The 23180-nt window shown below is 73.4% G+C and carries 22 protein-coding genes and 2 pseudogenes; 12 read left to right on the top strand and 12 right to left on the bottom strand.

All coding sequences use genetic code 11. The annotated features are described in order from the left end of the window. Positions 1-190: 190 nt before the first annotated feature. A complete protein-coding gene (locus ACFYR0_RS24595) occupies positions 191-1696 on the bottom strand; it encodes a cryptochrome/photolyase family protein (protein WP_389331911.1) in 1506 nt (501 codons plus the stop codon). A gap of 136 nt (positions 1697-1832) precedes the next feature. Then, positions 1833-2318 (bottom strand): DUF427 domain-containing protein, encoded by a 486-nt coding sequence (locus tag ACFYR0_RS24590; RefSeq protein ID WP_389331908.1) that lies wholly within the window; start codon positions 2316-2318, stop codon positions 1833-1835. 158 nt (positions 2319-2476) lie between these two features. On the opposite strand from ACFYR0_RS24590, the gene ACFYR0_RS24585 reads away from it, so the two are divergent. Beyond that, a complete protein-coding gene (locus ACFYR0_RS24585; protein WP_389331905.1) occupies positions 2477-3085 on the top strand; it encodes a hypothetical protein in 609 nt (202 codons plus the stop codon). A 117-nt stretch (positions 3086-3202) separates the two neighbouring features. On the opposite strand, the gene secD is transcribed toward ACFYR0_RS24585, so the two are convergent. From secD to ACFYR0_RS24565, 4 genes are all read right to left on the bottom strand, one after another. Further along, the gene (gene secD, locus ACFYR0_RS24580) at positions 3203-5500 is read right to left on the bottom strand and encodes a protein translocase subunit SecD (protein ID WP_389331902.1); all 2298 of its coding nucleotides are present in this window, start codon (positions 5498-5500) and stop codon (positions 3203-3205) included. A gap of 74 nt (positions 5501-5574) precedes the next feature. Continuing rightward, the gene (locus ACFYR0_RS24575) at positions 5575-6063 is read right to left on the bottom strand and encodes a hypothetical protein (RefSeq protein ID WP_389331899.1); all 489 of its coding nucleotides are present in this window, start codon (positions 6061-6063) and stop codon (positions 5575-5577) included. An 80-nt stretch (positions 6064-6143) separates the two neighbouring features. Continuing rightward, positions 6144-6827: a response regulator gene (locus tag ACFYR0_RS24570; protein ID WP_389331897.1), complete on the bottom strand. Its 684-nt coding sequence runs from the start codon at positions 6825-6827 to the stop codon at positions 6144-6146. Between the two features lie 4 nt (positions 6828-6831). After that, the gene (locus ACFYR0_RS24565; RefSeq protein ID WP_389331894.1) at positions 6832-7818 is read right to left on the bottom strand and encodes a HAMP domain-containing sensor histidine kinase; all 987 of its coding nucleotides are present in this window, start codon (positions 7816-7818) and stop codon (positions 6832-6834) included. A 416-nt stretch (positions 7819-8234) separates the two neighbouring features. Between ACFYR0_RS24565 and ACFYR0_RS24560 the strand changes: the two genes are divergently transcribed. The 4 genes from ACFYR0_RS24560 (at position 8235) to ACFYR0_RS24545 (ending at position 9730) form a co-directional block, all read left to right on the top strand. Then, positions 8235-8546, top strand: coding sequence for a TraR/DksA C4-type zinc finger protein (locus ACFYR0_RS24560; RefSeq protein ID WP_389331891.1), 312 nt, complete (start codon positions 8235-8237; stop codon positions 8544-8546). 48 nt (positions 8547-8594) lie between these two features. After that, on the top strand, positions 8595-8966 hold the full coding sequence (locus ACFYR0_RS24555) for a TraR/DksA family transcriptional regulator (protein WP_389331889.1): 372 nt from the start codon (positions 8595-8597) through the stop codon (positions 8964-8966). Continuing rightward, positions 8963-9301: a hypothetical protein gene (locus tag ACFYR0_RS24550; protein WP_389331886.1), complete on the top strand. Its 339-nt coding sequence runs from the start codon at positions 8963-8965 to the stop codon at positions 9299-9301. Before ACFYR0_RS24555 ends, ACFYR0_RS24550 begins: the two co-directional genes overlap by 4 nt. Before the next feature lie 225 nt (positions 9302-9526). Then, complete coding sequence (locus ACFYR0_RS24545) at positions 9527-9730, top strand: cold-shock protein (RefSeq protein WP_190192812.1); 204 nt, start codon at positions 9527-9529, stop codon at positions 9728-9730. A gap of 66 nt (positions 9731-9796) precedes the next feature. On the opposite strand, the gene ACFYR0_RS24540 is transcribed toward ACFYR0_RS24545, so the two are convergent. Then, positions 9797-10249 (bottom strand): GNAT family N-acetyltransferase, encoded by a 453-nt coding sequence (locus ACFYR0_RS24540; RefSeq protein ID WP_389331883.1) that lies wholly within the window; start codon positions 10247-10249, stop codon positions 9797-9799. A 154-nt stretch (positions 10250-10403) separates the two neighbouring features. On the opposite strand from ACFYR0_RS24540, the pseudogene ACFYR0_RS24535 reads away from it, so the two are divergent. Beyond that, positions 10404-10895 (top strand): annotated as a pseudogene (locus ACFYR0_RS24535) (PucR family transcriptional regulator); the annotation flags it as partial. Positions 10896-11103: 208 nt separating this feature from the next. Continuing rightward, entirely contained in the window at positions 11104-11544 is a 441-nt protein-coding gene (locus ACFYR0_RS24530) for a hypothetical protein (protein ID WP_389331880.1), read from the top strand. Between the two features lie 50 nt (positions 11545-11594). Here the strand turns inward: ACFYR0_RS24530 and menC are convergent, their stop codons facing one another. From menC to ACFYR0_RS24515, 3 genes are read right to left on the bottom strand one after another with little or no spacing between them, the layout of a single operon-like run. After that, positions 11595-12704 carry an o-succinylbenzoate synthase gene (gene menC, locus ACFYR0_RS24525; protein ID WP_389331877.1) on the bottom strand — a complete coding sequence of 370 codons (1110 nt, stop codon included), beginning with the start codon at positions 12702-12704 and terminating at the stop codon, positions 11595-11597. Then, a complete protein-coding gene (locus ACFYR0_RS24520) occupies positions 12701-13519 on the bottom strand; it encodes a GNAT family N-acetyltransferase (protein WP_389331874.1) in 819 nt (272 codons plus the stop codon). The genes menC and ACFYR0_RS24520 overlap by 4 nt, the downstream gene beginning before the upstream one ends. Then, positions 13516-14601 (bottom strand): M20 family metallopeptidase, encoded by a 1086-nt coding sequence (locus ACFYR0_RS24515; protein WP_389332249.1) that lies wholly within the window; start codon positions 14599-14601, stop codon positions 13516-13518. Before ACFYR0_RS24515 ends, ACFYR0_RS24520 begins: the two co-directional genes overlap by 4 nt. A gap of 540 nt (positions 14602-15141) precedes the next feature. On the opposite strand from ACFYR0_RS24515, the gene ACFYR0_RS24510 reads away from it, so the two are divergent. The 4 genes and pseudogenes from ACFYR0_RS24510 (at position 15142) to ACFYR0_RS24495 (ending at position 21505) form a co-directional block, all read left to right on the top strand. Further along, positions 15142-16824 (top strand): PucR family transcriptional regulator, encoded by a 1683-nt coding sequence (locus ACFYR0_RS24510; RefSeq protein WP_389331871.1) that lies wholly within the window; start codon positions 15142-15144, stop codon positions 16822-16824. 136 nt (positions 16825-16960) lie between these two features. Continuing rightward, the gene (icmF, locus tag ACFYR0_RS24505; RefSeq protein WP_389331868.1) at positions 16961-20191 is read left to right on the top strand and encodes a fused isobutyryl-CoA mutase/GTPase IcmF; all 3231 of its coding nucleotides are present in this window, start codon (positions 16961-16963) and stop codon (positions 20189-20191) included. Between the two features lie 122 nt (positions 20192-20313). Then, positions 20314-20997 (top strand): annotated as a pseudogene (locus ACFYR0_RS24500) (SulP family inorganic anion transporter); the annotation flags it as partial. A gap of 172 nt (positions 20998-21169) precedes the next feature. Beyond that, positions 21170-21505 (top strand): ArsR/SmtB family transcription factor, encoded by a 336-nt coding sequence (locus ACFYR0_RS24495; RefSeq protein ID WP_386382661.1) that lies wholly within the window; start codon positions 21170-21172, stop codon positions 21503-21505. Positions 21506-21541: 36 nt separating this feature from the next. Here the strand turns inward: ACFYR0_RS24495 and ACFYR0_RS24490 are convergent, their stop codons facing one another. Both ACFYR0_RS24490 and ACFYR0_RS24485 read right to left on the bottom strand, forming a co-directional pair. Then, the gene (locus ACFYR0_RS24490) at positions 21542-21700 is read right to left on the bottom strand and encodes a DUF6126 family protein (RefSeq protein ID WP_389331865.1); all 159 of its coding nucleotides are present in this window, start codon (positions 21698-21700) and stop codon (positions 21542-21544) included. A gap of 103 nt (positions 21701-21803) precedes the next feature. Further along, entirely contained in the window at positions 21804-21980 is a 177-nt protein-coding gene (locus ACFYR0_RS24485; protein ID WP_389331862.1) for a hypothetical protein, read from the bottom strand. Between the two features lie 249 nt (positions 21981-22229). Between ACFYR0_RS24485 and ACFYR0_RS24480 the strand changes: the two genes are divergently transcribed. Next, positions 22230-23027, top strand: a complete 798-nt coding sequence (locus tag ACFYR0_RS24480; protein ID WP_389332246.1) for a VOC family protein — start codon at positions 22230-22232, stop codon at positions 23025-23027. Positions 23028-23180 lie beyond the last annotated feature (153 nt).

Here is a 23180-nt window from a genome sequence, read left to right as displayed (position 1 = left end):
AGGGCTGTTCCCGCTCCTCCTGGTTCGCGTCCGCCTCGTGCGGCTTGTTCACGGTCATGGACACTCCTCGGACGGTGAGAAGGGACGTCCCGCGCGGGCGGAAAGCCGTATCGCGGGACGAACGGCACTGTCGATGGTTCGGGTCGAGCGGTCCGCGCGGATGCCCGTCGACGGAACTTCTCCTCGCCGGTCAGGGTGGGGAGTCGCCGCGGTCCTGCTCCTGACGCAGCAGTTCCCCGAGGTCGGCGAGCCGGTCCAGCCCCCGCACCGCCTGGGTCATCCGCGGGTTGCGTTCCAGCCGTGACCGGTGCCGGTGCAGGAACGCCCAGTACCCGGCCGTGTACGGGCACGGGTGGGCGCCGACCCGTTCGCGCGGCCGGTGGGCGCACCCGCCGCACAGGTCGCTCATCCGGTGCACATAGGAGCCGCCGGAGGTGTACGGCTTGGTCGTCATCAGCCCGCCGTCGGCGTACTGGGACATGCCGATCACGTTGGGCACCATCACCCAGTCGTAGCCGTCCACGAAGCAGCGGTGGAACCAGTCGGTCACCTGCGCGGGGTCCCAGCCGCGCTGGAGCGCGTAGCTCCCCAGCAGCATCAGTCGCGGGATGTGATGGGTCCAGCCGGTGTCGCGGACCTGGGCCAGCGTCGTGGCCAGGCACCGGGCCTCGACCGTGTCGGCGTCCAGTTCCAGGAACCACCCGGGCAGCGGCCGGTGATGGCCGAGGGCGTTGCGACGGCGGTACTCCTCGCCGAAGTACCAGTACAGCTGCCACACGTACTCACGCCACCCGGCGACCTGCCGGACGAACCCCTCCACGCTGTTGACCGGGGCCCGGCCGCCGCGCCAGGCCTCCTCGGCGTGTTCCACGCACTCCGCCGGGTGCAGCAGGCCGAGGTTGAGCGAGGAGGAGAGCAGGCTGTGGCTCATCACCGGGTCCTCGGCCAGCACGGCGTCCTCGTGGGGGCCGAAACCGGCGAGCCGGTGTTCCACGAACCGGCGCAGCGCCGCCAGCGCCTCCCTCCGGGTGGCCGGGAACCGGCGCGGTCCGTCCCGGCCGACGAAGGCGACCGAGCCGTCGCGCTCCCAGCGGTCCAGGTCGTGCCGCACCTCCTCGTCGATGTCGTCCTCCCGTGGCCGGTAGGGCGGCGGGGCGTCCAGGGTGCGCACCCCTCGCGGCGGTGGCTCGCGGTTGTCGTGGTCGTGGTTCCAGCGCCCGCCGGCCGGCCGGTCCCCGTCCATCAGCAGTTCGTGCTCACGCCGTACCCAGCGGTAGAAGTCCTCCTGACGCAGCCGCTCTCCGGGCCGGCCGTCGGCCCAGGCGCGGAAGTCGCCGTGCTCGACGAGGAAGCCGCGCGCGGGCAGCGTCGTGACGTTCTCCAGCGACCGCACCAGCCGAAGGGCCGCGTACGAGGTCGGGTGGTGCACGGTCAGCGGGGCGTCGCCGACCGCTTCGCGCAGCCCTTCCCGGTAGGTGTCCGCGCGGACGAGGCGGACCCGGTCGCCGAGTTCCGCGGCGCGGTGCCGCATGGCCGAAAGGACGAGGTGGGCCTTCGCCCGGTGGAATCTGCGGCGGCGGAACACCGAGCGGGCCTCGATCATGAGGACCGGCGCGTCGCTGCCGGGGCCGTCGGGACCGGGGGTCAGGAAGTGAGGGCCCAACTGGTCGCCGAAGAGCCAGTGCGGAGCAGTCATACGAGACCTTCGCGATCGTGCGGCCCCGTGCGGCGCCGTACTGAGGGGTGAGTGGGGCTCCCGCTGTCACGCGACGCCGTGGAACCCGGGGCGGACCGGCCGTGGTGCCGTGGAAGGTGACATCGCCGCGCCTCCGCTACCAGCCGAGGGTGCCCGGCGCGCCCTTGAACGGTCCTCGTATCTCATGGGTGATCCAGCCGCCGTAGAAGTCGCCCTCCTGCGGGGTGACCGTCTCACCGGCCACGGTGCAGCGGTCGACCCGGCCCGCGTAGAAGGCGAGGTGTCCCTTCAGCACGCCGTACGGCTCGGCGGGACGGGGGTAGCTCCACGCGGCGCGTCCGCGAAGTTCCCCGCCGACCGCGAGGTCCCAGAAGCGGGCCTCGCCCTTCCATTCGCACCAGCTGCCGCCGTCCGCGACGCGGAGAAACTCGAACCGGACGTCCTCCGGCGGAAGGTAGAACACCGGGGGATGGCTGGTTTCCAGGACGCGGAGCGCGTGCGTGGTCTCCGCGATGACGTGTCCGCCGCACTCCACGCGCACCGGACGCCGGTCCGGCTCCACCGCCGGAGGGCGCGGGTAGTCCCATACGGACTCACCCTCCGACGAACCCTGCGTGCCCATCCCGCCTCCTGGTTCCGGTGACTCGTGGCTGTGTGTCTCTGATGGACTTCCGTGGATCGGCCGCGTACGGATGAGGTGATCCGGAAGCCGCAGGACAGCCGCCCTCGGAGCCCCGGGAGGGTTGTGTCGCACATGGCGGGCGTCGCTAAGGTGTGCGCATGCGTTCGACCGCCCTGGACTGGGATCCTGAACGGTTCGGTCCCAGGGCCCGCCGGTGGCTGGTGTGCTCGGGCGTGGCGCTCTTCGTGCTGGTCCTGGTCGTGGTGGCACCCGCGCTGTGGCGCTGGATGGACGGCGCACCGCTGCTGGGGGCGACGTCGTCGGCGCGGCCGTCGGAAGGCGACACCGCCTTCGGCCGGCTGTACACGGCCGCCTATCTCCTCTCCCTCGCCCCGGCGCTGGCGGCCGTCGGCGGCTACCTGGCCTGGACGGCCCTGCGCGGGCACGGCGACCGCGTCCCCACGCCCCTGCTGGTCGCCGTCGGCGCCCTGGCCGTCGCCCAGTGCGGCTTCGTCACCGCCGGCTGGGGAGAGCCGGCGAGCGGTGACGCGCTGGGCGAGAGCCTGGACCGGGCCGGCATCAGCCTCTGGGGCCGCGACGTCATCGAGCGCGGCTGGTACGCCGGCTACGCGGCCCTGGCCGCCGGCCTCGCGGCCGCCGTGTTCGCCTCGACCCGGTCCGCGCACCGCGACGCGTGGTTCGCCGCCCTGCTGATCCCGGCCGCGGTACTGCCGTGGCTACTCCTGTCGGGCCCTCACCTGCCGTGACACCCGGCATGAGGGCCCGGACGCTGTCGCAGGCGATCGTGCACGGGCAGCTCGGCCTGCGCACCAGCCCGCCGCGGACGTCGTCCTGAGCGGCTTACGGCCGCCGCCGGGCCGGTCTCACCCCGCCTCGCCGGTGGGGCGGACACCGTCCGTCGCGCCGCGGGTGCGGGGCCGTGGCGCGGGCATTGGTGCCGGCTTCAGGCGGTGGAGCTCGAGGGCGACGGGTGTGGCCGTCAGGACGGAGGAGTACGTGCCGACGACCACGCCGACGAGCAGGGCCAGGGCGAAGTCGGTGAGCGAGGAGCCGCCGAGTACGGCCAGGGCGGTGAGGATGAACACGGCGCCCATGCCGGTGTTCACGGTGCGGGGCAGGGTCTGCAGGATCGCCTGGTTCGCGACGCCGGGCAGCGGTGCCCGAGGAGTGCGCCGGGCCAGTTCCCGGATACGGTCGAAGAGGACGACGGAGTCGTTGACCGAGTAGCCGATGACGGTGAGCAGCGACGCGAGGAAGACACCGTCGACGGGCTTGCCGAGCCAGGCGAAGACACCGACCAGGATGACCACGTCGTGGGCCAGGGCCGCGACCGCTGCCGTGCCGAACACCCAGCGGAAGCGCGCCGCGAGGTAGAGGAGCTGGGCCCCGAGCGCGGTGGCCAGGGCGATGAGCGCGCCCCGGCGCAGCTCCGCGCCGAGACTGGGGCCGATCAGTTCGTCGCGGACCTTGTCGGCCCGCTCGCCGAGGCCGCGTACGGCGTCGGTGACCTCGGCCTCCTCCGCTCGGGTCAGCGACTCGGTGCGCACGGTCAGCCCCGTGTCGCCGGAGGACTGGACGACGGCCCGCGGGTGCCCCGCCTCGGCGAGCGCGTCGCGCGCCCGGTCGGGGTCGACGGGGACGGCGGTGGCGTACTCGATGAGACGGCCCCCGGTGAACTCCACGCCGAGCTCGATGCCGCGCACCGCGACACCCGAACCGGCGAGGACGAGCACGACGGCGGCCGTGGCCAGCCAGCGGCGCGGGTGCCGCATCAGTCGCGGGTCGCGGCGCGTGAGCCGTTCGCGGAGCGCACCCGTGGTCGCGATCCCCGTGAGGCCGGGACGGCGGCGCAGCCAGGGACGGCTCGCCGCGTACTCGGCGAGCACACGGCTGATCACCAGCGCGCTGAACATCGAGGCGAGCACTCCGATGCCGAGCGTGACGCCGAAGCCGCGCACGGGACCGGAGGCCAGGAAGAACAGCAGGGCGGCGGCGATCAGCGTGGTGATGTTGGAGTCGGCGATCGCGCTCAGGGCGTTGCGGAACCCGGCCGCGAGCGCCGAACGGGTGCTGGGTGCCCGGCGGGCGGCGTACTCCTCGCGTGCCCGCTCGAAGACCAGCACATTGGCGTCGACGGCCATGCCGATCGCCAGGACGAAACCGGCCAGACCCGGCAGGCTCAGCGTGGCGCCGAGCGCGGCCAGCGCGGCGTAGGAGACGAGGCCGTAGCAGACCAGGGCGATCGCGGCGAGGAAGCCCATCAGCCGGTAGACGACGATGACGAACAGCGCGGTGACCGCGGTGCCGATGGCCGCCGCCCAGGCGCTGGCGCTGATGGCCTGCGCGCCCAGGGTCGGGCCGACGGTGCGCTGCTCGACGGTCTCGACGGGCACGGGCAGCGCGCCGCCGTTGATGAGCAGGGCCAGCTCGCGGGCCTCGTCGGAGTCGAAGGAACCGGTGATCTGGGTGGCGCCGTCGCGGATGCCGGTCTCGCAGGCGACGGCGGGGTCGACCTGCGGGGAGGAGATGACCTTCCCGTCGAGGACGATGGCGACACGGCGGGCCGGATCGCCGGGCGGGTTGCAGGCGGCCTCGCCCGTGAGCCGGGCCCAGCCGTCGCCGCCGGCGCCCTTGAAGTCGACCGTGACATGCCAGCCGGCGCCGGTCTGCTGGTCGAACCGGGCGGCCGCCCTCTCGACGTGCTCGCCGGTCAGGGCCGCCGCCCCGAGTCGCAGCCGGGCGCCGGACTCGTCCGGCAGCACCGCCTCGCGGGGCCGCTTCGGCAGCGGTCGCGTGGTGTCGTCACCGGCGGTGCCCAGGACCGGGTGGAAGGACAGCTGCGCGGTGCGTCCGAGGACGTCGGCGGCCCGCTCCGGGTCCTGCACGCCCGGCAGTTCGACGATGATCCGGTGGTCGCCGGAGCGGACGAGGGTGGGTTCGGCGACACCGAGCGCGTCGATCCGGCCGCGCAGGACCTCCAGCGCGCGGTCGGTGGCCTCACGGCCGGAGTCGGTGGTGGCGGTGGGGCGGGTCTGGAGCACGATCTGGGTGCCACCGCGCAGGTCGAGGCCGAGACGGACCGGCACGGTGAACGTGATGAACAGCGATACGGCGATCGCGGCGAGGGCCAGCACGGCCCTCAGGCGGTGGGAGCGGGTCAAGAGAAGCCTCCGGCGGGCGCGCCGCGGCCACGAGGGCGGTGCGGCGGGCGTGATGAGGGGAGAGGAAGGTGGTGTCAGATGCCGGAGGCCGCGGGGGGCGCTCGCCCGCGGTCGGGGCTCCGCCGGGGCTCGCAGGGGTGGACAGGTCCGGTGCCCGCCTCGCGCGAGAGTGACCGGGGCAGCGGGACGAATCCGGTTCGCGAGCAGGCGGTGAGCTGGTCGCGGGGGGCCGGGTGGTCGCCGCGCAGGTCGCGTACGGCGGCTGCGGGGACGGTGCGGGCGGTGGCGGATTCGTCGTCGGCGCGGGGCTTGTCGTAGCGGTCGGCGTCGGGGTGCGCCGAACCGGTGGCCGCCTGCGCGTCGGCCGTGTCCGGGTGGGCTGCGACGGCGGGGGAGACCGGGGTTTCTGACGCGGCTGAGGTGGTGGATGCGGCTGCGGTGGCCTTCGGGGCGGAGGCCGTCGAGTCGGTGCCGGTCGGCGACAGCACCAGCAGGAGGGTCGCGAGCAGCGCGAGGACGACGCTTCGAGCGCGGCGGGGGCCGGGGCGAGCCGGGCAGTGCATGTGCCGTCCCTCCTCCCCTGTGGTGTGTGCACTTCGTGGTGCGCGCTGCGGCGCGGACGTTCCTCGGTGACGCCCGGCGGTCAGGGCTCGATCAGCCCGGCGCGGATGGCGTAGCGGGTGAGTTCGAGCCGGTCGCGCAGCCCCAGCTTGTGCAGCAGGTTGGCGCGGTGCCGCTGGACGGTCTTGACGCTGATGAACAGCAGATCGGCGATCTCCTTGGAGGAGTGGCCCTCGGCGACCAGCTTGAGGACCTCCTCCTCGCGCGGGGTGAGGACCTGGTCCGGGGTCTCCTCGCCGTGGCGGACGCGGTCGAGGTAGTTGCGGATCAGCGCGGTGACCGCGCCGGGGTACAGGAAGGGCTCGTCGCGCATCGCGGCCCGGCACGCGGCGACGAGATCCTGGTCGGCGACCGACTTCAGCACATAGCCGCTGGCCCCGGCCTTGAGGGCCTGGAAGAAGTACTGCTCGTTGTCGTGCATGGTGAGCATCAGGACCCTCAGGCCCGGCTTGAGGGCGGCCAGTTCCCGGGCGGCCTGGAGACCGGTCAGCCGGGGCATGGCGATGTCGAGCACGGCCAGGTCCAGGTCGTGGGTGCGGGCCAGTTCGACGGCCTCGGCGCCGTCCCCGGCCTCGGCGACCACCTCGAGGTCCGGCTCCTGGTCGAGGATGAGCCGCACACCGCGGCGGACGAGTGCGTGGTCGTCGGCGAGCAGGATCCGGATCGTCCGCGTGTCCGTGCCGGGGTTCGGGATGGTGTCGGGCATGTCGTCAGAGCTGCTTTCGGGATACGGGCGCGGTGAGCGTGACCTGGGTGCCGGTGCCGGTGGCGGTCGTCCCGGTGGCCGCGCCCGCGCGGGGCGCCGGGGCGACCTCCAGGCTGCCGCCGATGAACAGGGCCCGCTCGCGCATGCCCCGGATTCCGGCGCCTTCACGCGGCGTGGTGATGCCGTGCCCGTCGTCGGTGACGGTCAGCACCACTGTGTCACGGGCGCACCGCAGGGCCACGGTGACCCGTTCGGCCTCCGCGTGGCGGGCGGCGTTGGTCAACGACTCCTGGGCGACGCGGTAGAGGACCAGCTCCGTCTCCGGATCCAGGGCGGGCAGCTCGGCGTCGAAGCGGCGGCCGACCCGCAGCCCCGTATACGTGGCGAAGTCCTCGGTGAGCGAGGTCAGGGCGCTGACCAGCCCGAGGTCGTCCAGCACCCCGGGCCGCAGCCGGCGCACCAGGCGGCGCACCTCGTCCAGGCTGTCCCGGGTGATCTCCTGGATCTCCTGGAGCTCCTTCGACAACGGCTCGGGCGCCCTGTCCGAAGCCCGCTTCAGCCCCAGCAGGATCGCGGTCATGCTCTGGCCGACCTCGTCGTGCAGTTCCTGCGCGATACGGCGGCGTTCGCCCTCCTGGGCCAGCAGCACCCGGGCGCTGCTGGCGACCCGCTCCTGCTCGAGGCGCTCCAGCATCGCGTTGAACGTACGGATGACGTCGGCGACCTCGCCGCCGCCCTGGGCGGGCAGGCGCTGGCCCGGACGCAGCAGGTCGACGGTGGCCATCAGCTTCGTCAGCCGGTCCAGCGGGGCCAGCCCGAGCCGCAGCAGCGCGCCGTTGGCGAACAGCATGACCACCAGGCCGCCGACCAGGATCACCGCCTCTGTGAGCACCACCGGCACCGACACGGTCACCGGCGCCCACAGCAGCAGCGCGGTGGCCGTGCCCAGCACCACGGCGTTCAGGGCGAAGATCCGCCAGAACAACGACACCGGCTCGCGCCTCCCTCTTCCCTCACTGCGTCAATCCCACTCCACTGTCGGTCATCGCGCGGTCCGTATCCGCATCCGCGGTGCCGGTCGCGCGCGAGAGCCTGCGCCAGGCTCTCCCGGCCCGCCTCTTCGCGTCGATGGGGCCCGGACCCCATTTCGCCGGGGCAACGCTGCCCATGCCCCCGGCGCCCGGGCCGGCACCGCCACCCGCGGCAGCGGCGTATGGGGCCCCCGCCCCGGCACAAATGGGGCCCACGTCCGATAGGCATCCGTCCCCGGTCCGGCCAGGGTGGAAGACACCACCCCTCCGACGGGCGGCCCGGACGCGCCACCGGGCCGCCCTTCTCCCGCATGCCGCACCCCGCGCACCCGCCTCACGGCGGCGCGCGGGCGGACCGCCGAGAAAGGACAGAACCATGTCGCTCCCCGCCACCCCGGCCGACCTCCACCTGCACGAGGCGCGTCAGCGCCTGGAACACGCCCGCGCCTCCCGGCTGGCGCAGCTGCAGGCCCTGCTCGAGACCGGGCCCGGCGTCGACGGGCACCTGCTGTCCGAGCAGAAGGCCGCGACGCTGAGCGTGCTGAAGGAGATCGAGGGGGCCCTCGCCCGTGTCGAGGACGGTACGTACGGCACCTGCGCGGGCTGCGCCAAGCCCGTCCCCGCGGAACGGCTGGAGATCCTCCCCTACACCCGCCACTGCGTCGCCTGCCGGCGCCTCTCCGCCTGACCGCCGTCCGCACCGATCCCGCGCGCAGCCACGAGGAGGGGAGACAGGGTGAACCAGCAGACCGCCGGCGAGGGCACACCGCACCTGTCGGCCGAGGATCTTGCCGCACTGCGCGAGAACCTGCACGAGCAGCTGCTGTTCCGCCAGGAGCAGTTGCGCCGGTTCGCCGCGCCCGTCGGCTCGCGCGCCGAGGACGGGCCGGCCCGGCGGACCGCCGCGCGGACGGAGGTCCGCGTCAAGCTCGCCGCCTCCGCCCGTATGGTCCTCACCGACGTCGAGGCGGCGCTCCGGCGGATGGACGACGGCTCCTACGGCAGCTGCCGCGTGTGCCGGGACCCCATCGACCGGGAACGGCTGATGATCGTGCCGCAGATCCGCCGCTGCGCCGCCTGCCAGCAGGTCGGGGAGGCCGTGCCATGACCGACGCCCGCCCCTCGTACGCCGTGCCCTCCCCGCACCGGCCCTGGCCGCTGTGCCGGGAGGGCTGCGGCATCGCACTGGACATGGGCAGCGCCGGTACCCGCGCCTGGATCGCCCGGCTCGGCCAGGACCGCTCCGGGCTCACCGCCGAGGCCCTGGACCGCGGCGTCCTCCTGGCCGGTGGCGGCGCCCTGCGCCCCGACGTCACCGGACAGCCCGGCGCCCGGCTGCCCGCGTCCCTGCGTGTCGTGCCCGCCCCGCACACCGCGGCGGTCCGCGGCGCGGCCAGGCTCCTCCAGGCCGCCCACACCCGTCCGGCCGCCTCCGGAGGCTGAACAACCACCGTCTCACCCGGGCCTCTTGGCGGGGAAGTGCACCCATTCGAGTGCATCCGGGGGAGCAACTCCGACCCCGACTTCGTGGCGTTTCGCGGCCCGTATGAAAATGAGTCGGATAACTGGGCGTCGACAGGGTAGAACGGACGCCGGGGCCTTCCGGCGACGGATGGCCCTGCCCACAGACCAGCCGGGACCTCTCGGCGATATCGAAGGACAAACAGCATGGCCAGCGGCACCGTGAAGTGGTTCAACGCCGAAAAGGGCTTCGGGTTCATCGCCCAGGACGGCGGCGGCCCGGACGTCTTCGCCCACTACTCCAACATCAGCGGCAACGGCTACCGCGAGCTGGTCGAGGGCGAGCCGGTCACGTTCGACGTGACCCAGGGCCAGAAGGGCCCCCAGGCCGAGAACATCGTGCGCGGCTGACGCAGGCCCGCCCACTTTCTGAGGCCCGTCGCCGTGAGGCGGCGGGCCTCGGTGTGTCCCGGGCGGTCATGGCGCGGTCTCATCCGGGTCCGGGCGGTTCCGCGGGAGTGCGAAGCCCGTCAGTCCCCTCTCCTCGTAGGAGAGGAAACCGAGGCTCCGGTAGAACGCGTGGTTGCGCACGCCCTCCGGCGTCGACGCGTCGTCGGTGGACAGCAGGAAGGCGCGGCAGTGCGCGTAACGCCGTGCGAGGTGCTCGAGCAGCGCCCGGCCGACGCCCTGCCGGTGATACGCGGGGTCGACCACGACGTCCTGTACGTAGCAGATGTGCTCGTCGTCGGAGAGGGTCCGGGCGAGGCCGAGCAGGGTGCCTGAATCGTCCCGTGCCGTGATGACCAGGTGGGAGTTCGCCAGGCCGCGGCACAGGCTGTCGATGTCGCCGGTGTAGCCCTCCCAGCCGACCGAGCCGTAGAGGCTCAGGATCTCGGCGGGGTCGAAGGCGTTCTCGGCCGCTATGAACACGCGTCTGCTCCTCTGGGGTGGTGCCGTTCCCGTCCCGGGCCCGACAGCGCATCCGACCCGATGCGGGCCGGAGACGTCAAGATCGGCGTCGGCGCCGGTCCACCGCGAAGTTCCGCGCCCAGGCGTCACGGTCCGGCATGCGGAGCGCGTGCCCGACGTGCTCACGCACTTCGCCAGGCTCGTCCACACGGCCACCGGCGTCGGCCAGGTCGCCATCGGCCGCCCCCGCACCGGCACCGTCGGCATCGGACACAGCCACGAGGAGGCCCTCGACGCCCTGGAGGTCGCCCCGCGCATGGGCCTCGACGACCTCTTGCTGCGCGCCTGCGATCTGCTGGTCTTCCCCGTTCTGGCCCGGGACCGGCAGGCGCCGGTGGACCTGGTGCACCACACACCAGCGCCGCTGGAGGGGGCACGGGGCGGTGCGCGGCCGCTGCTGGACACGCTCAGCGCGTACTTCGACAGCGGCTGTGTGGCCGCGGCGGCGGCCCGGAGGCCGTCGCTCAGCGTGCGCGCCCTGACGTACCGGCTGGAGCGCGTCCATTCGCTGACGGGCAGTGACCCCACCGACGCGGCGCACCGCTGCATCTTGCAGACCGCGGTGCTCGGAGCCCGGCTGCTCGACTGGCCGAACAGGCCGCTGTGAACGGGCCGTTGTGACGGGCCGCCTCCCTCCGACTGTCTCGATCCGACCGTTCTTCGGAGGCCGCAGGTGTGTCACCCTACCCAGCACCGCAACCGGCCCACGCGGCCCGGGCGGAAGCACGGTGGGACAATCCGTCCTCCAGGGTCCGCACGCGGCAGCAGGCGGAACCTGCCGTCGGCGCCGCGCAGGACCGGAAGGAAGCGTGAACATGATCGAGTGGGTGTCCCTCAGTACCGGGGCCCGCCCCGTTCCCCGGCCCGTGGCCACGCCGCTGGTGTGGGCGACGGCCTTCGGCGGCGCACTGGTCCTGGTCGCCCTGCTCAACACCACCGTGGGCCCGGACCGTCCCGCGCTCGCCCTGGCCGCGCTGTCCCTGCTCGCCGCCGTGCTCGGCTTCTGCGCCAGCTTCACCGCGGCCCCGGGAACGGCCGTGCTGTGCTGGCTGCTCCTCAACGGCTTCGCGATCCCGCCCGCGGGCACTCTCAGCTGGATCGGGCACCGCGACACCTTCTGGCTCGCCTGCCTGCTCACCGCCACCCTCGTCGGCACGGCCCTGGCCCGCCTCGCCCACGCCCGGGCCGCCTACCGCACCGTCACCTCGGCCACCGCGTCCGAGCCGAACGACGAACCGTACGCCGGCCGGTTCTGACGGCTCGGGTCGGGCACGGGCGACCGGGCGCCCGTGCCCGGCGTTCGTCGTTACAGCGCCAGCCACTCGCGGGACGTGGTCACCTCGTCCAGGACGTCCGGCAGCGGCTCGACGCCGAGTCCCGGGCCGGTGGGGACCTCCAGATGGCCGTCGGCCAGCACGAACGGCTCCGTGACGTCGGTCGCGAAGTACCGGTGGGAGCCGGAGGTGTCGCCGGGCAGCGTGAACCCGGGCAGGGCCGCGAGGGCCAGGTTCGCGGCACGGCCGATGCCGGTCTCCAGCATGCCGCCGCACCAGACCGGGACACCGTGGGCGCGGGCCAGGTCGTGGATGCGGCGCGCCTCCAGATAGCCGCCCACGCGGGCCGGCTTGACGTTGATGACCGAGCAGGCGCCGAGGGAGAGCGCCGCGGCGGCGTGCGCGGCGGACTCGATGGACTCGTCCAGGCAGACCGGGGTCCGCAGCAGCTTCGCCAGCCGCGCGTGCTGCACCATGTCGTCGTTGGCCAGGGGCTGTTCGATCAGCAGCAGGCCGAACGCGTCGAGACGGGCCAGGTGCTGAGCGTCCACCAGCGTGTACGCGGCGTTGGCGTCGACCTGGAGCAGCAGGTCGTCGCCGAACCGCTCACGGACCGCGCCCACCGGTTCCACGTCCCAGCCGGGCTCGATCTTCAGCTTGATGCGCACATAGCCCTCGGCGACGTACCGTTCCACGGCGTCGAGGAGCTGGGGCACCGAGTCCATGATGCCGACCGACACGCCGCAGGGGACCCGGTCGCGCGCCGCGCCGAGGTAGCCGCCGAACGACTCGCCCGAGGCACGGAGCTGGGCGTCGAGCACCGCCGTCTCCAGGGCCGCCTTCGCCATGTGGTGGCCGGTGAAGGGCTCCAGCGCACGGCCGACCCCGACGGCGTCCACCCCGTCCTTCGGCAGGGCGGGGACGAGGAAGCGCCGCATCACGTCCTGGGCGCCGTCGACGTACTCGGCGCAGTACCGGGGTTCCGACATCGCCGCGCACTCCGCCCAGCCCTCGCCCTCCGTGGTGACCACACGGACCAGCAGGACGTCCCGGCGCGTCTCCACGCCGAAGGAGGTGCGGAACGGGGCGACGAGCGGCATGGCGATACGGCGCAGCTCGACACCGGTGATCTTCGGCTTCATGAGGTGGGCTCCTGAACGGGTCGGTACGGCGTGGTCGGAGGGCGCTCGACGACGTACCGCCGTCGGGCGTGGAAGGCGGTGACGCGGGCGCCCTCCGCGAGGAGGCCGCCCAGGACGTCGCGCAGCGCGAGACGCCAGGCGCGCGCGGCCGACGGGTCGGTGCGGCGCAGCCGCTCGATGTCCTCGGGCAGGTCGATCAGGACGGTCGAGGCGCCGGTGTGTGTGGCGACGGGCAGGCCGGCCCGGTCGAGGAGACCGTGCTCGGCACCGGCCGGGACCGTGTCGGCCCCGGTCCGCGCGGGGCCCGGGGCCGCGACTGGTACGGGGGCGGTGAGATCCCAGGCGGCGAGGACACGGTCGGACGGGTCACCGCCGTTGACGGCGTCGTCCATGGCTCCGTAGAAGTCGGTGAGGTACTCCTCGGGCCGGGCGCCCAACTTGGTCAGGTTGAAGTGGGCGTTGCGGCGGATGAGGGGGTCGTAGGTCCAGGTGATCCGGGTCAGGCCGCGCGCCAGCGCCCATTGCCGCTGGTGCAGTTTGAGCGCCAGGCCGACGCCGCGGCCCGCCAGGGTGCCTGTGATGTGGGAGTGCAGCGTGGTGCCCACGGGGGTGCCGAAGAAGCCGACCGAGGCACCGACGAGCCGGCCGTCCTCGTAGGCACCGGCGACGTAGTTGCCCGCGTGGGAGAGGGCGCGCATGATCTCGGGGGAGACGGGCGGGCAGGCGGGGTCGGTGCCCCAGATGCCCGCGTAGAGGCGGGCGACGGCTTCGAGGTCCTCGACACGGTGCAGCGTGCGGATGTCGGGCGTGTTCAACGCAGCGCCTCCACCAGCCCGGTGAGCAGCCGGGCGCGGTCGGGCAGGGCGGCCACGAGGACGTGTTCGTGGTCGGCGTGCGCCCCGTCGCCTACGGCGCCGAGTCCGTCCAGGGTGGGGCAGCCGGCTCCGGCGGTGAAGTTGCCGTCCGAGGCTCCGCCGACGGCCGCGCCGCGCAGCGGGCCGAGGCCCAGTTCGGCAGCCGTGCGCACGGCCAGCGTGAACAGCGCGTCGGAGGCGTCGGGGTCGAGGGGCGGCCGGTTCGGGCCGCCGTCGATCCGCAGGCGCGTGCCCGGGACCCGGGGCGCCAGCGCGCGCAGCCGGCGGTCCACCTCGTCCTGCGCCGCCGCCGTGGGCACGCGGACGTCCAGGTTCACACGGGCGAGCGCGGGGACGGTGTTGGTGGTGGTGCCCGCCGACGCCACGGTGGGCGTGATGGTCGTCCCCGGGCCGGTGTCCGCCACGACGGACGCGGCGAGCGGGTCGAGGGCGAGGATCTGATGGGCCAGCTCGACGGCGGCGTTGACGCCGTTCTCGGGTTCCAGGCCGGAGTGGGCGGCCCGGCCGTGCACGGTGATGTCGTAGATCGACACCCCCTTGCGGCCGGTCTTCAGCGCCCCGCCCGGCGCCGAGGGTTCCAGCACCAGGGTGGCCGCGCAGCGGCGGGCGAGGTCCTCGACGAGGGCGCGGGAGGTGGGGGAGCCGACCTCCTCGTCGCCGGTGACGAGGACGCAGACGCCGTCGATGGAGGGCAGGGCCGCCAGCGCGTGGAACATCTGGACCAGACCGGCCTTCATGTCGAAGACGCCGGGTCCGCGGGCGACGCCGTCCTCCACCGACCAGGGGTGGGAGGCCAGCGAACCGGTCGGCCAGACCGTGTCGTGGTGGCCGAGGAGCAGGACGCGGGGCGTGCCGAAGGTCCACCGGAGGTGGGTGACGCCCTCGACGTCGAGGATCTGCGGGCGGGCGCCGCCGAGCAGCCTGCCGGCCTGGTCGGCGACGACCCGGGCGCTGCGGGCCAGGGCCGCGTGGTCGGCGGAGTAGGACTCGCAGGTGACCAGTTCTTCGAGGTCGGCGAGCATCGCGTCGAGCCGCGGGCCGTCGCCCCGGGGCACGGGCGAGGGTGCGTGTGGTTGCACGGGTGGTCCTCCTGGGTGGGATGGCTGCCACGTTAGGAAGGCCGGAGGGCGAGGGGTTGGTGCCGTGCGCCGAAGCCGCGCGGCCGGGTTCGTCGGCGGCGACGAACGCGCCTGCCCGCGCCCTCCCCGCCCTCCCGTTCGAAGGGTGCGTACCGGCCGCCGCCCGCGTGTCCGCGCCCTCTCGCCGTCGGCCGACGGATGCGCCCTGAGCCCGTCGGCACGCCCTCCCGCCGTGGAGGGGGTGCGTACCGGCCGACGGCCGCCGCCCGCGTGCCCGCGCCCTCTCGCCGTCGGCCGACGGATGCGCCCTGAGCCCGTCAGCACGCCCTCCCGCCGTCGAGGGGGCGTATCGGCCGACGGACGCCCCCGGAACCCGCCCCCGGAGACTTCGTACGCCACGACCAACCGCGGGACGTAATCTCGTACCCACCGACGAACGCATGCCTCGCACAGGGCGCCTAGCCTGCGGAGATGATCGGGCCCATGTCGACGCCGTCCGCCCGGAGCCTGAGCCGTGTGCTCGGGGATCTGGGCCCCACCCTGCTGGAACTGGTCCACGGCGACCCCGGCGAGGCCACCGCGATCGGCGGCGTCGGCATCCACGATCCGTACGACGAGCAGCTGTACCCCGAGCACGCCGTCGTGCTCGGCGTGGGCGTGACGGGGGAGCGGCGGATCGCCGACCTGCTGCGGCTTCCGGCCCTGCGGGGCGCCGCGGCGCTGGTCGTGCGCGGCCCAGTCGAGGACCTGGGCGCGCTGGAGGCGGTGGTGGCCGAGACCGGCGTGGCGCTGCTCGCGCTGACGCCCGGAGCGTCCTGGGCACAGCTGGCGGCGATGCTCCGCACGCTGCTGGCCGAGGGGGACGTCGGCGAGCCGGGCGGCCAGACGCTCGGCGGACTGCCGTCCGGCGACCTGTTCGCCCTCGCCAACGCCATCGCCACGCTGCTCGACGCGCCGGTCACCATCGAGGACCGCGACAGCCGCATCCTGGCGTTCTCCGGGCGGCAGGACGAGGCGGACCCGGCGCGGGTCGCGAGCATCCTCGCCCGTCGGGTGCCCGAGCGGTATCTGCGCATCCAGGAGGAGCACGGCGTCTTCCGGGAGCTGTACTTCAGCGACCGCGTCGTCCACATCCCCGCGCCCGACCTGGGTGACGAGGTGACGCTGCCGCGCGTGGCGATCGGCGTACGGGCCGGGGACGAGGTGCTGGGGTCGGTGTGGGCGGCGGTGCGCGACCCGTTGACCCCGGAACGGGAGCGGGCCTTCCGCGAGGTGGCCAAACTGGCGGCCCTGCACATGCTGCGCTTCCGGGCGGGCGCGGACGCCGAGCACCGGCTGCGCGCCGACCTGGTCGCGACGGCCCTGGAGGGCGGCACGGGCGCCGTCGCCGCGCTCGGCCGGCTCGGGCTGGCCGGGGAGCCCCTGCTCGTGATGGCGATGGGCGTCGAACCGGCCCAGGGCGGCGACCACGCCCGCAACGCGGTCGAACGCCAGCGGCTGACGGGCGCGCTCGCGGTGCATCTGTCCGCCGTGCAGCCCCGCGCGGCCGTGGCGCTGCTCGGCGACGTCGCGTATGCCGTGACACCCGCCGCCCCGGACGCCGACCACGCCCGGGAGCGGGCCGTCCAGGTCGCCTCGGACTTCCTGCACCGCACCGGCGACCGCGCGGGCGCCGTCGTCGGCATCGGCTCGGTCGCCGCCGAACCGGCCGCCCTAGCCCGCTCGCGCGAGGACGCCGACCGTGCGCTGCGCGTGCTGCTCGGCGGTCACGTGTCCCGGCGGGTCGCGGCCATCGCCGACGTGTACGCCGACGCCGTACTGCTGGAGATGCGGGACCTGGCCGCCGCCCGCCGCGACGAGCCCTCCGGCCCGCTGGCGCGGCTCGCGGCGTACGACGCCCGGCACGACGCGCACCTCGTCGAGACGCTACGGGCCTGGCTGGACGCCTTCGGGGACGTGGTGACGGCGTCGTCCCGCCTCTTCGTCCACCCGAACACCTTCCGTTACCGCCTGCGCAGGGTGACGGAGGTCGGCGGCATCGACCTCCAGGACCCGTCCGCCCGGTTCGCCGCGATGCTCCAGCTCCGCCTGATCGGCGCGTACGACGCGCCCGCGGCCCGTCCGGGCCCGTACGACGGGCCCTCCGGACCCGCCGGGTCCCCCTGACCGACGGCCGGGCCCGGGCCGCGGTTCGGGGGCCGGTGGCTGTGCGCCTGGTCACACAGGCAGGCCTGCCTGTGATTTAGTAGGACGTCCTAGTATCTCTGCGAGTCACGTTCCCGTGTCCGGTCCGGAGGGCCTCATGAGTGATCTGCACCGCCCCGTGCATCCCGTTCGCCTGGTCACCGCGTCAGCCCTGTTCGACGGCCATGACGCGTCGATCAACATCATGCGGCGGATCTTCCAGTCCCAGGGCGTCGAGGTGATCCACCTCGGACACAACCGGTCGGTGAAGGAGGTCGTCGACGCGGCGCTCGAGGAGGACGCGCACGGCGTCGCGGTCTCGTCCTACCAGGGCGGGCACGTGGAGTACTTCGAGTACCTGGTGGAGTCGCTGCGCGCCCAGGGCGCGGACCACGTGCGGGTCGTGGGCGGTGGCGGAGGCGTCATCGTGCCCGAGGAGATCTCCCGGCTGCGCGCGAGCGGAGTGACGATCTTCTCGCCCGAGGACGGCCAGCGCATGGGCCTCGCCGGCATGGTCAACTCCGTGGTTGCCGACTGCGACTTCGACCTCTGGGACACCAAGCCCGCCGACGCGGCCGCCGTACTCGCCGGCGACCGGTTCGCCGTCGCCCGCGCCGTCACCGGCGCCGAGCTGGGCAAGCTGCCCGCCTCCTTCCTCGACGAGCTGCGCGCCGCCACCGCCGCGCGGCAGGTCCCCGTCCTCGGCATCACGGGCACCGGCGGCTCCGGCAAGTCCTCGCTCACCGACGAGCTCGTCCGCCGGCTCCGCGTCGACCAGCAGGACAAGCTGCGCGTCGCCGTGATCGCGGTCGACCCCACCCGCCGCCGGGGCGGCGGCGCGCTGCTCGGCGACCGCATCCGCATGAACTCCCTCGACGGCGGCCAGGTGTTCTTCCGCAGCCTCGCCACCCGCGGCAGCCGCGAGGTGCCCGAGCACCTGACCGACGTGATCGACGTCGTGAAGGCCGCCGGCTTCGACCTGGTCGTCGTCGAGACCCCCGGCATCGGCCAGGGCGACGCGGCCATCGTGCCCTTCGTCGACACCAGCCTGTACGTGATGACGCCCGAGTTCGGCGCCGCCTCCCAGCTCGAGAAGATCGACATGCTCGACTTCGCCGACGTGGTGGCGATCAACAAGTTCGAGCGCCGCGGCGCCCTCGACGCCATGCGCGACGTCGCCCGCCAGCTCATCCGCAACCGCGAGGCGTTCGGCATGCGCCCCGAGCAGATGCCGGTCTACGGCACCTCGGCGGCCACCTTCAACGACGACGGCGTCACCGCGCTCTACCAGCACCTCAGGTCCCTGCTCGGCGAGAAGGGCCTGCCGCTGTCCGAGGGCACCCTGCCCGCGGTCGACGTCCGGCACTCCTCCGGCATCCGCCAGGTCGTGCCCTCCGACCGGGTCCGCTACCTCGCGGAGATCACCGAGACCGTCCGCAGGTACCACTCCGAGACCCTCGTGCTCGCCGAGGCCGCCCGCCGCGTCCAGCGCCTCGCCGCCGTCCGCGACGAACTCGTCGAGGCCGGCTCCGACGACAGTGGCGTGCAGTCCCTGCTCGACGGCGCCCGCCGGGCCCTGCCGCCCGAGGTCACCGAGCAGATCGAGGGCTGGCCCGCCGTCGTCGAGGCGTACGCCCAGGACGAACTCGTCGTGAAGGTCCGGGACAAGGAGATCCGCACCAAGCTGGTACGCGAGTCCCTCTCCGGCAACAAGATCCCCCGCGTCGCCCTGCCCCGCTACGCCGACCACGGCGAACTCGTGCGGTTCTGGCGCGGCGAGAACCTGCCCGGCCGCTTCCCCTTCACCGCGGGCGTGTTCCCGTTCAAGCGGGACGGCGAGGACCCGGCGCGCATGTTCGCCGGAGAGGGCGACCCGTTCCGCACCAACCGCCGCTTCCGGCTGCTGTCCGAGGGCCAGCCCGCGACCCGCCTGTCCACCGCGTTCGACTCCGTCACCCTCTACGGGCGCGACCCCGACGAGCGCCCCGACATCTACGGCAAGGTCGGCACCTCCGGCGTCTCCGTCGCCACCCTCGACGACATGAAGGCCCTCTTCGACGGCTTCGACCTGGTCGCGCCGACCACCTCGGTCTCCATGACCATCAACGGGCCCGCCCCGACCATCCTGGCGTTCTTCCTCAACACCGCCATCGACCAGCAGATCGACGCCTTCCGCGCCGCCGAGGGCCGCGAGCCGACCGAGGAGGAGGCGGCCGGACTGCGCGCCAGGGCCCTCGCCAGCGTGCGCGGCACGGTGCAGGCCGACATCCTCAAGGAGGACCAGGGCCAGAACACCTGCCTGTTCTCCACCGAGTTCTCGCTGCGCATGATGGCCGACGTCCAGGAGTGGTTCATCCAGAACCAGGTCCGCAACTTCTACTCGGTGTCCATCTCCGGCTACCACATCGCCGAGGCCGGCGCGAACCCCATCAGCCAGCTCGCCTTCACCCTCGCCAACGGCTTCACCTACGTCGAGGCGTACCTGGCGCGCGGCATGGACATCGACGACTTCGCGCCGAACCTGTCGTTCTTCTTCTCCAACGGCATGGACCCCGAGTACTCCGTCCTCGGCCGCGTCGCCCGCCGCATCTGGTCCGTCGCCATGAAGGAGAAGTACGGCGCCAACGAGCGCTCCCAGAAGCTCAAGTACCACGTCCAGACCTCGGGCCGCTCCCTGCACGCCCAGGAGATGGACTTCAACGACATCCGCACCACGCTCCAGGCCCTCATCGCCATCTACGACAACTGCAACAGCCTGCACACCAACGCCTACGACGAGGCGGTCACGACCCCGACGGAGGAGTCCGTCCGGCGTGCCCTCGCCATCCAGCTGATCATCAACCGGGAGTGGGGCCTGGCGATGAACGAGAACCCCCTCCAGGGGTCGTTCGTCATCGACGAGCTCACCGACCTGGTCGAGGAGGCCGTGCTCACCGAGTTCGAGCGGATCAGCGAGCGCGGCGGCGTCCTCGGCGCCATGGAGACCGGCTACCAGCGCGGCCGCATCCAGGACGAGTCGATGCTGTACGAGCAGCGCAAGCACGACGGCACCCTGCCGCTCATCGGCGTCAACACCTTCCGCAACCCCAGCGCCGACACCGCCGAGCCGGGCGCCATCGAGCTGGCCCGCGCCACCGAGGCGGAGAAGCAGTCGCAGCTGGACCGCGTGCACGGCTACCAGTCCGCCCACCAGGAGCCCGCGCACGAGGCCCTGGCGGCCCTGAGGACCGCGGCCATGGAGGGCCGCAACGTCTTCGCGGTCCTCATGGACGCCGCCCGCGTCTGCTCCCTGCAGCAGGTGACCGACGCGTTCTTCGAGGTCGGCGGACAGTACCGGCGCAACGTCTGATCCGGCGGGCACCCGCACGGGACGCCCCGGGGCGAGGACCGGTCGCACGGCCGGCACCGCACCCCGGGGCGTCCCGTACGGGTCCCGTGGGGACCTCACCGCCCCGGCGCGGATGTCGGGTGCCGATCGGGGAGCTGCCGTCCGGGCTGCCCGCGCCGTCGCTGTCGTTCCTCGACGTCTCCGCGGCCGGGTCGCTGCTGGCTCCGGCGGTGGCGGTCGCGGCGCTGGCGGCCCTGGAGTCGCTGCTCTCGGCGGCGGTCGCGGACGGGATGACGGTCGGGCAGCGGCACGACCCCGACAAGGAGCTGTTCGGCCAGGGCGTCGCCAACCTGGCGGCCCCGCTGTTCGGCGGTGTCCCGGCGACCGCGGCGATCGCCCGTACGGCGGTCAACGTCCGCTCCGGAGCCTCGTCGCGGCTCGCCGCGCTGACCCACGCCGCCGTGCTCACGGTGATCGTGTACGCCGCCGCCCCGCTGGTCGAGAGGATCCCGCTGGCCGCGCTGGCCGGGGTGCTGCTCGCGACCGCGGTGCGGATGGTCGAGGTCGGCTCCCTGCGGGCCATGGCCAGGGCGACCCGCCCGGACGCGGTGGTCCTGGTGCTGACCGCGGCGGCGACCCTCGTGCTCGACCTCGTCTACGCGGTGATCATCGGCCTCGCCGTCGCCGGAGCCCTGGCCCTGCGGGCGGTCGCCGCCCAGGCCCGCATGGACCAGGTCGACTTCCGTCCCGACCTGCCCGGCGAGCACAGCGACGAGGAGCACGCCCTGCTGGCCGAGCACATCGTCGCGTACCGCATCGACGGCCCGCCGGCCCGGTCGGTGCCCTGGGTGTCCATCAGTTGCAGGAATCTGCAATTGTAGAGGTCACAGCATGTTGGCGGGGACCCCCTTCCCGGGGTCGCCACGAGGAGTTCGGGTGGACGAGGTGCCGCGCACACGCATGACGGACACGGCCGAGGACGGCGGCGGGAACACGCAGGTGAGCACCCCGCTCTACCAGCTCAAGGCCGAGTTCTTCAAAACCCTCGGCCACCCCGCCCGGATCCGCGTCCTGGAGCTCCTCAGCGAGCGCGAGCACGCCGTCGCGGAGATGCTGCCCGAGGTCGGCATCGAGGCCGCCTCCCTGTCCCAGCAGCTCGCCGTGCTCCGCAAGGCCAACCTCGTCGTCACCCGCCGCGAGGGCTCCAACGTGTACTACCGGCTCACCAGTCCCGACGTCGCCGAACTCCTGCGCGTCGCCCGGCACATCCTCTCCGGCGTCCTCGAAGGGCAGGCCGAACTCCTGGCCGACCTGCGCGCCGCCCGGCCCGAATAGCCGCGCCGCCGGGCCCGGGCAGCCGCGGCGCCCAGGTCACTTCTGGGCGTGTTGGCCCAGGTAGAAGAGCAGGTACACGAAACCGGCGATCAGGTGCGTGCCGAAGACGTAGAGGAAGACGCGCAGGGCGACCCCGTTCTCCTTCGACCGCTCCCGGTCCGGCGCGGCGGCCTGTGCGTGGTGGTCGTCCGTCACGGGTTCCTGCCTCCATTCGGAAGTGCTCGGTCTGTGCTGCGCGCCGTCGGCGACGTCCCGCTACCGGCCGGGGTCGGAGCCGGAGCCGGAGCCGGAGGAGCCTTCACCGGCCCTGGGCCTCGTCGACGCGGACGCCGTGGTCACGCGCCACACGCAGCGCGTCCTCCAGCTCGTCGGCGGCCTGCGCCGCCTCGAAGTCGTCGTCGTTCTCCCGCGCGGCGGCCAGACGGTCCCTCGCCACACGGATCCGGTCCAGCGCCGCCTGCTCGAACCCGGCCACAGCACAACCCCCGCCCACGCATCATAGAACTAGTGAATTGCATAACTCTGCAAGTCTAGCGTGAGGGGTAGTCCGCCCATGCCCAGCGGCCGTGCGAGTGGTCGTCACGGGTGGCCCCGTGAGTGCGGGGACGGCACGGATTCACCCGTACGGCCCGATTCCGTACGTCCGGCCCGGGTAGGGGACGACCCGTCCTTTCCCCGGGTGCCCGAGCGCCCGACCGGCATCCCGGAGGCATCCGTGCCCGACATGAACGGCCCCTACCAGCCCGGCACCCCGTGCTGGATCGACCTGATGACCCCCGACCAGCAGGCCGCACTCGACTTCTACTGCGACCTCTTCGGCTGGCAGGGCGAGATCGGCCCCGCCGAGCAGGGCGGCTACTCCGTCTGCACCCTCAAGGGCCGGCCCGTCGCCGGGATCATGAAGGCGATGAACCCGGACGGCACGGTGCCCGACCCGCTGCCGCCGACCGCCTGGACGACGTACCTGTCCACGGACTCCCTCGACGCAGCCGTCAAGTCCGTCACCGACGTCGGCGGCACGGTCGTGATCGGCCCGGTGGACGTCATGGACCTCGGCCGGATGGCCGTGATCGCCGACCCGGCCGGAGCGGTCGTAGGCCTGTGGCAGCCCGGCACCTTCGACGGCGCGGCCATCGTCAACGAGCACGGCGCGCTGATCTGGAACGAGTTGACCACCCCCGACCTCCCGGCGGCGTCCGCGTTCTACTCGGCGATCCTGCCCGTCACCACGGCCCCCTCGCAGATTCCCGGCGCCGAGGACTACGTCGAGTTCCGGGTGGGCGGGCGCGCCGTGGGCGGGATGATGGACCTGAGCAAGCTTCCGCCGGGCGTACCCCCGTCCTGGCAGCCGTACTTCCACGTGGACGGCGTGGACGACATCCAGGCGGCCGTGGTGCGGGCCGGCGGCACCGTCCTGGCTCCGGCCTTCGACATGGCCGCCGGCCGCATGGCCGTGCTCGCCGACCCGCAGGGCGGCGCCTTCTCGGTGATCACGGGCACCTCACCCGACCAGCCCGCCTGACACACCGGCCGGCCCGCCGGACACGGCCGGGCGCGCGGACCGCCACCCCCGTGCGCCCTAGGGACTGTGTGATGTTGTGATCAACCAGTCGTCTTCAGCAGGTCGTTGATCCAGATCATCGAGGCGCGGAGGTGGAGGCCGGCGAGGTAACTC

The organism is Streptomyces sp. NPDC005017 (assembly GCF_042873115.1).
Taxonomy (GTDB): domain Bacteria; phylum Actinomycetota; class Actinomycetes; order Streptomycetales; family Streptomycetaceae; genus Streptomyces.
Note: the sequence above shows the minus strand (reverse complement) of the source record. Positions and strands in the feature narration are given on the sequence as shown.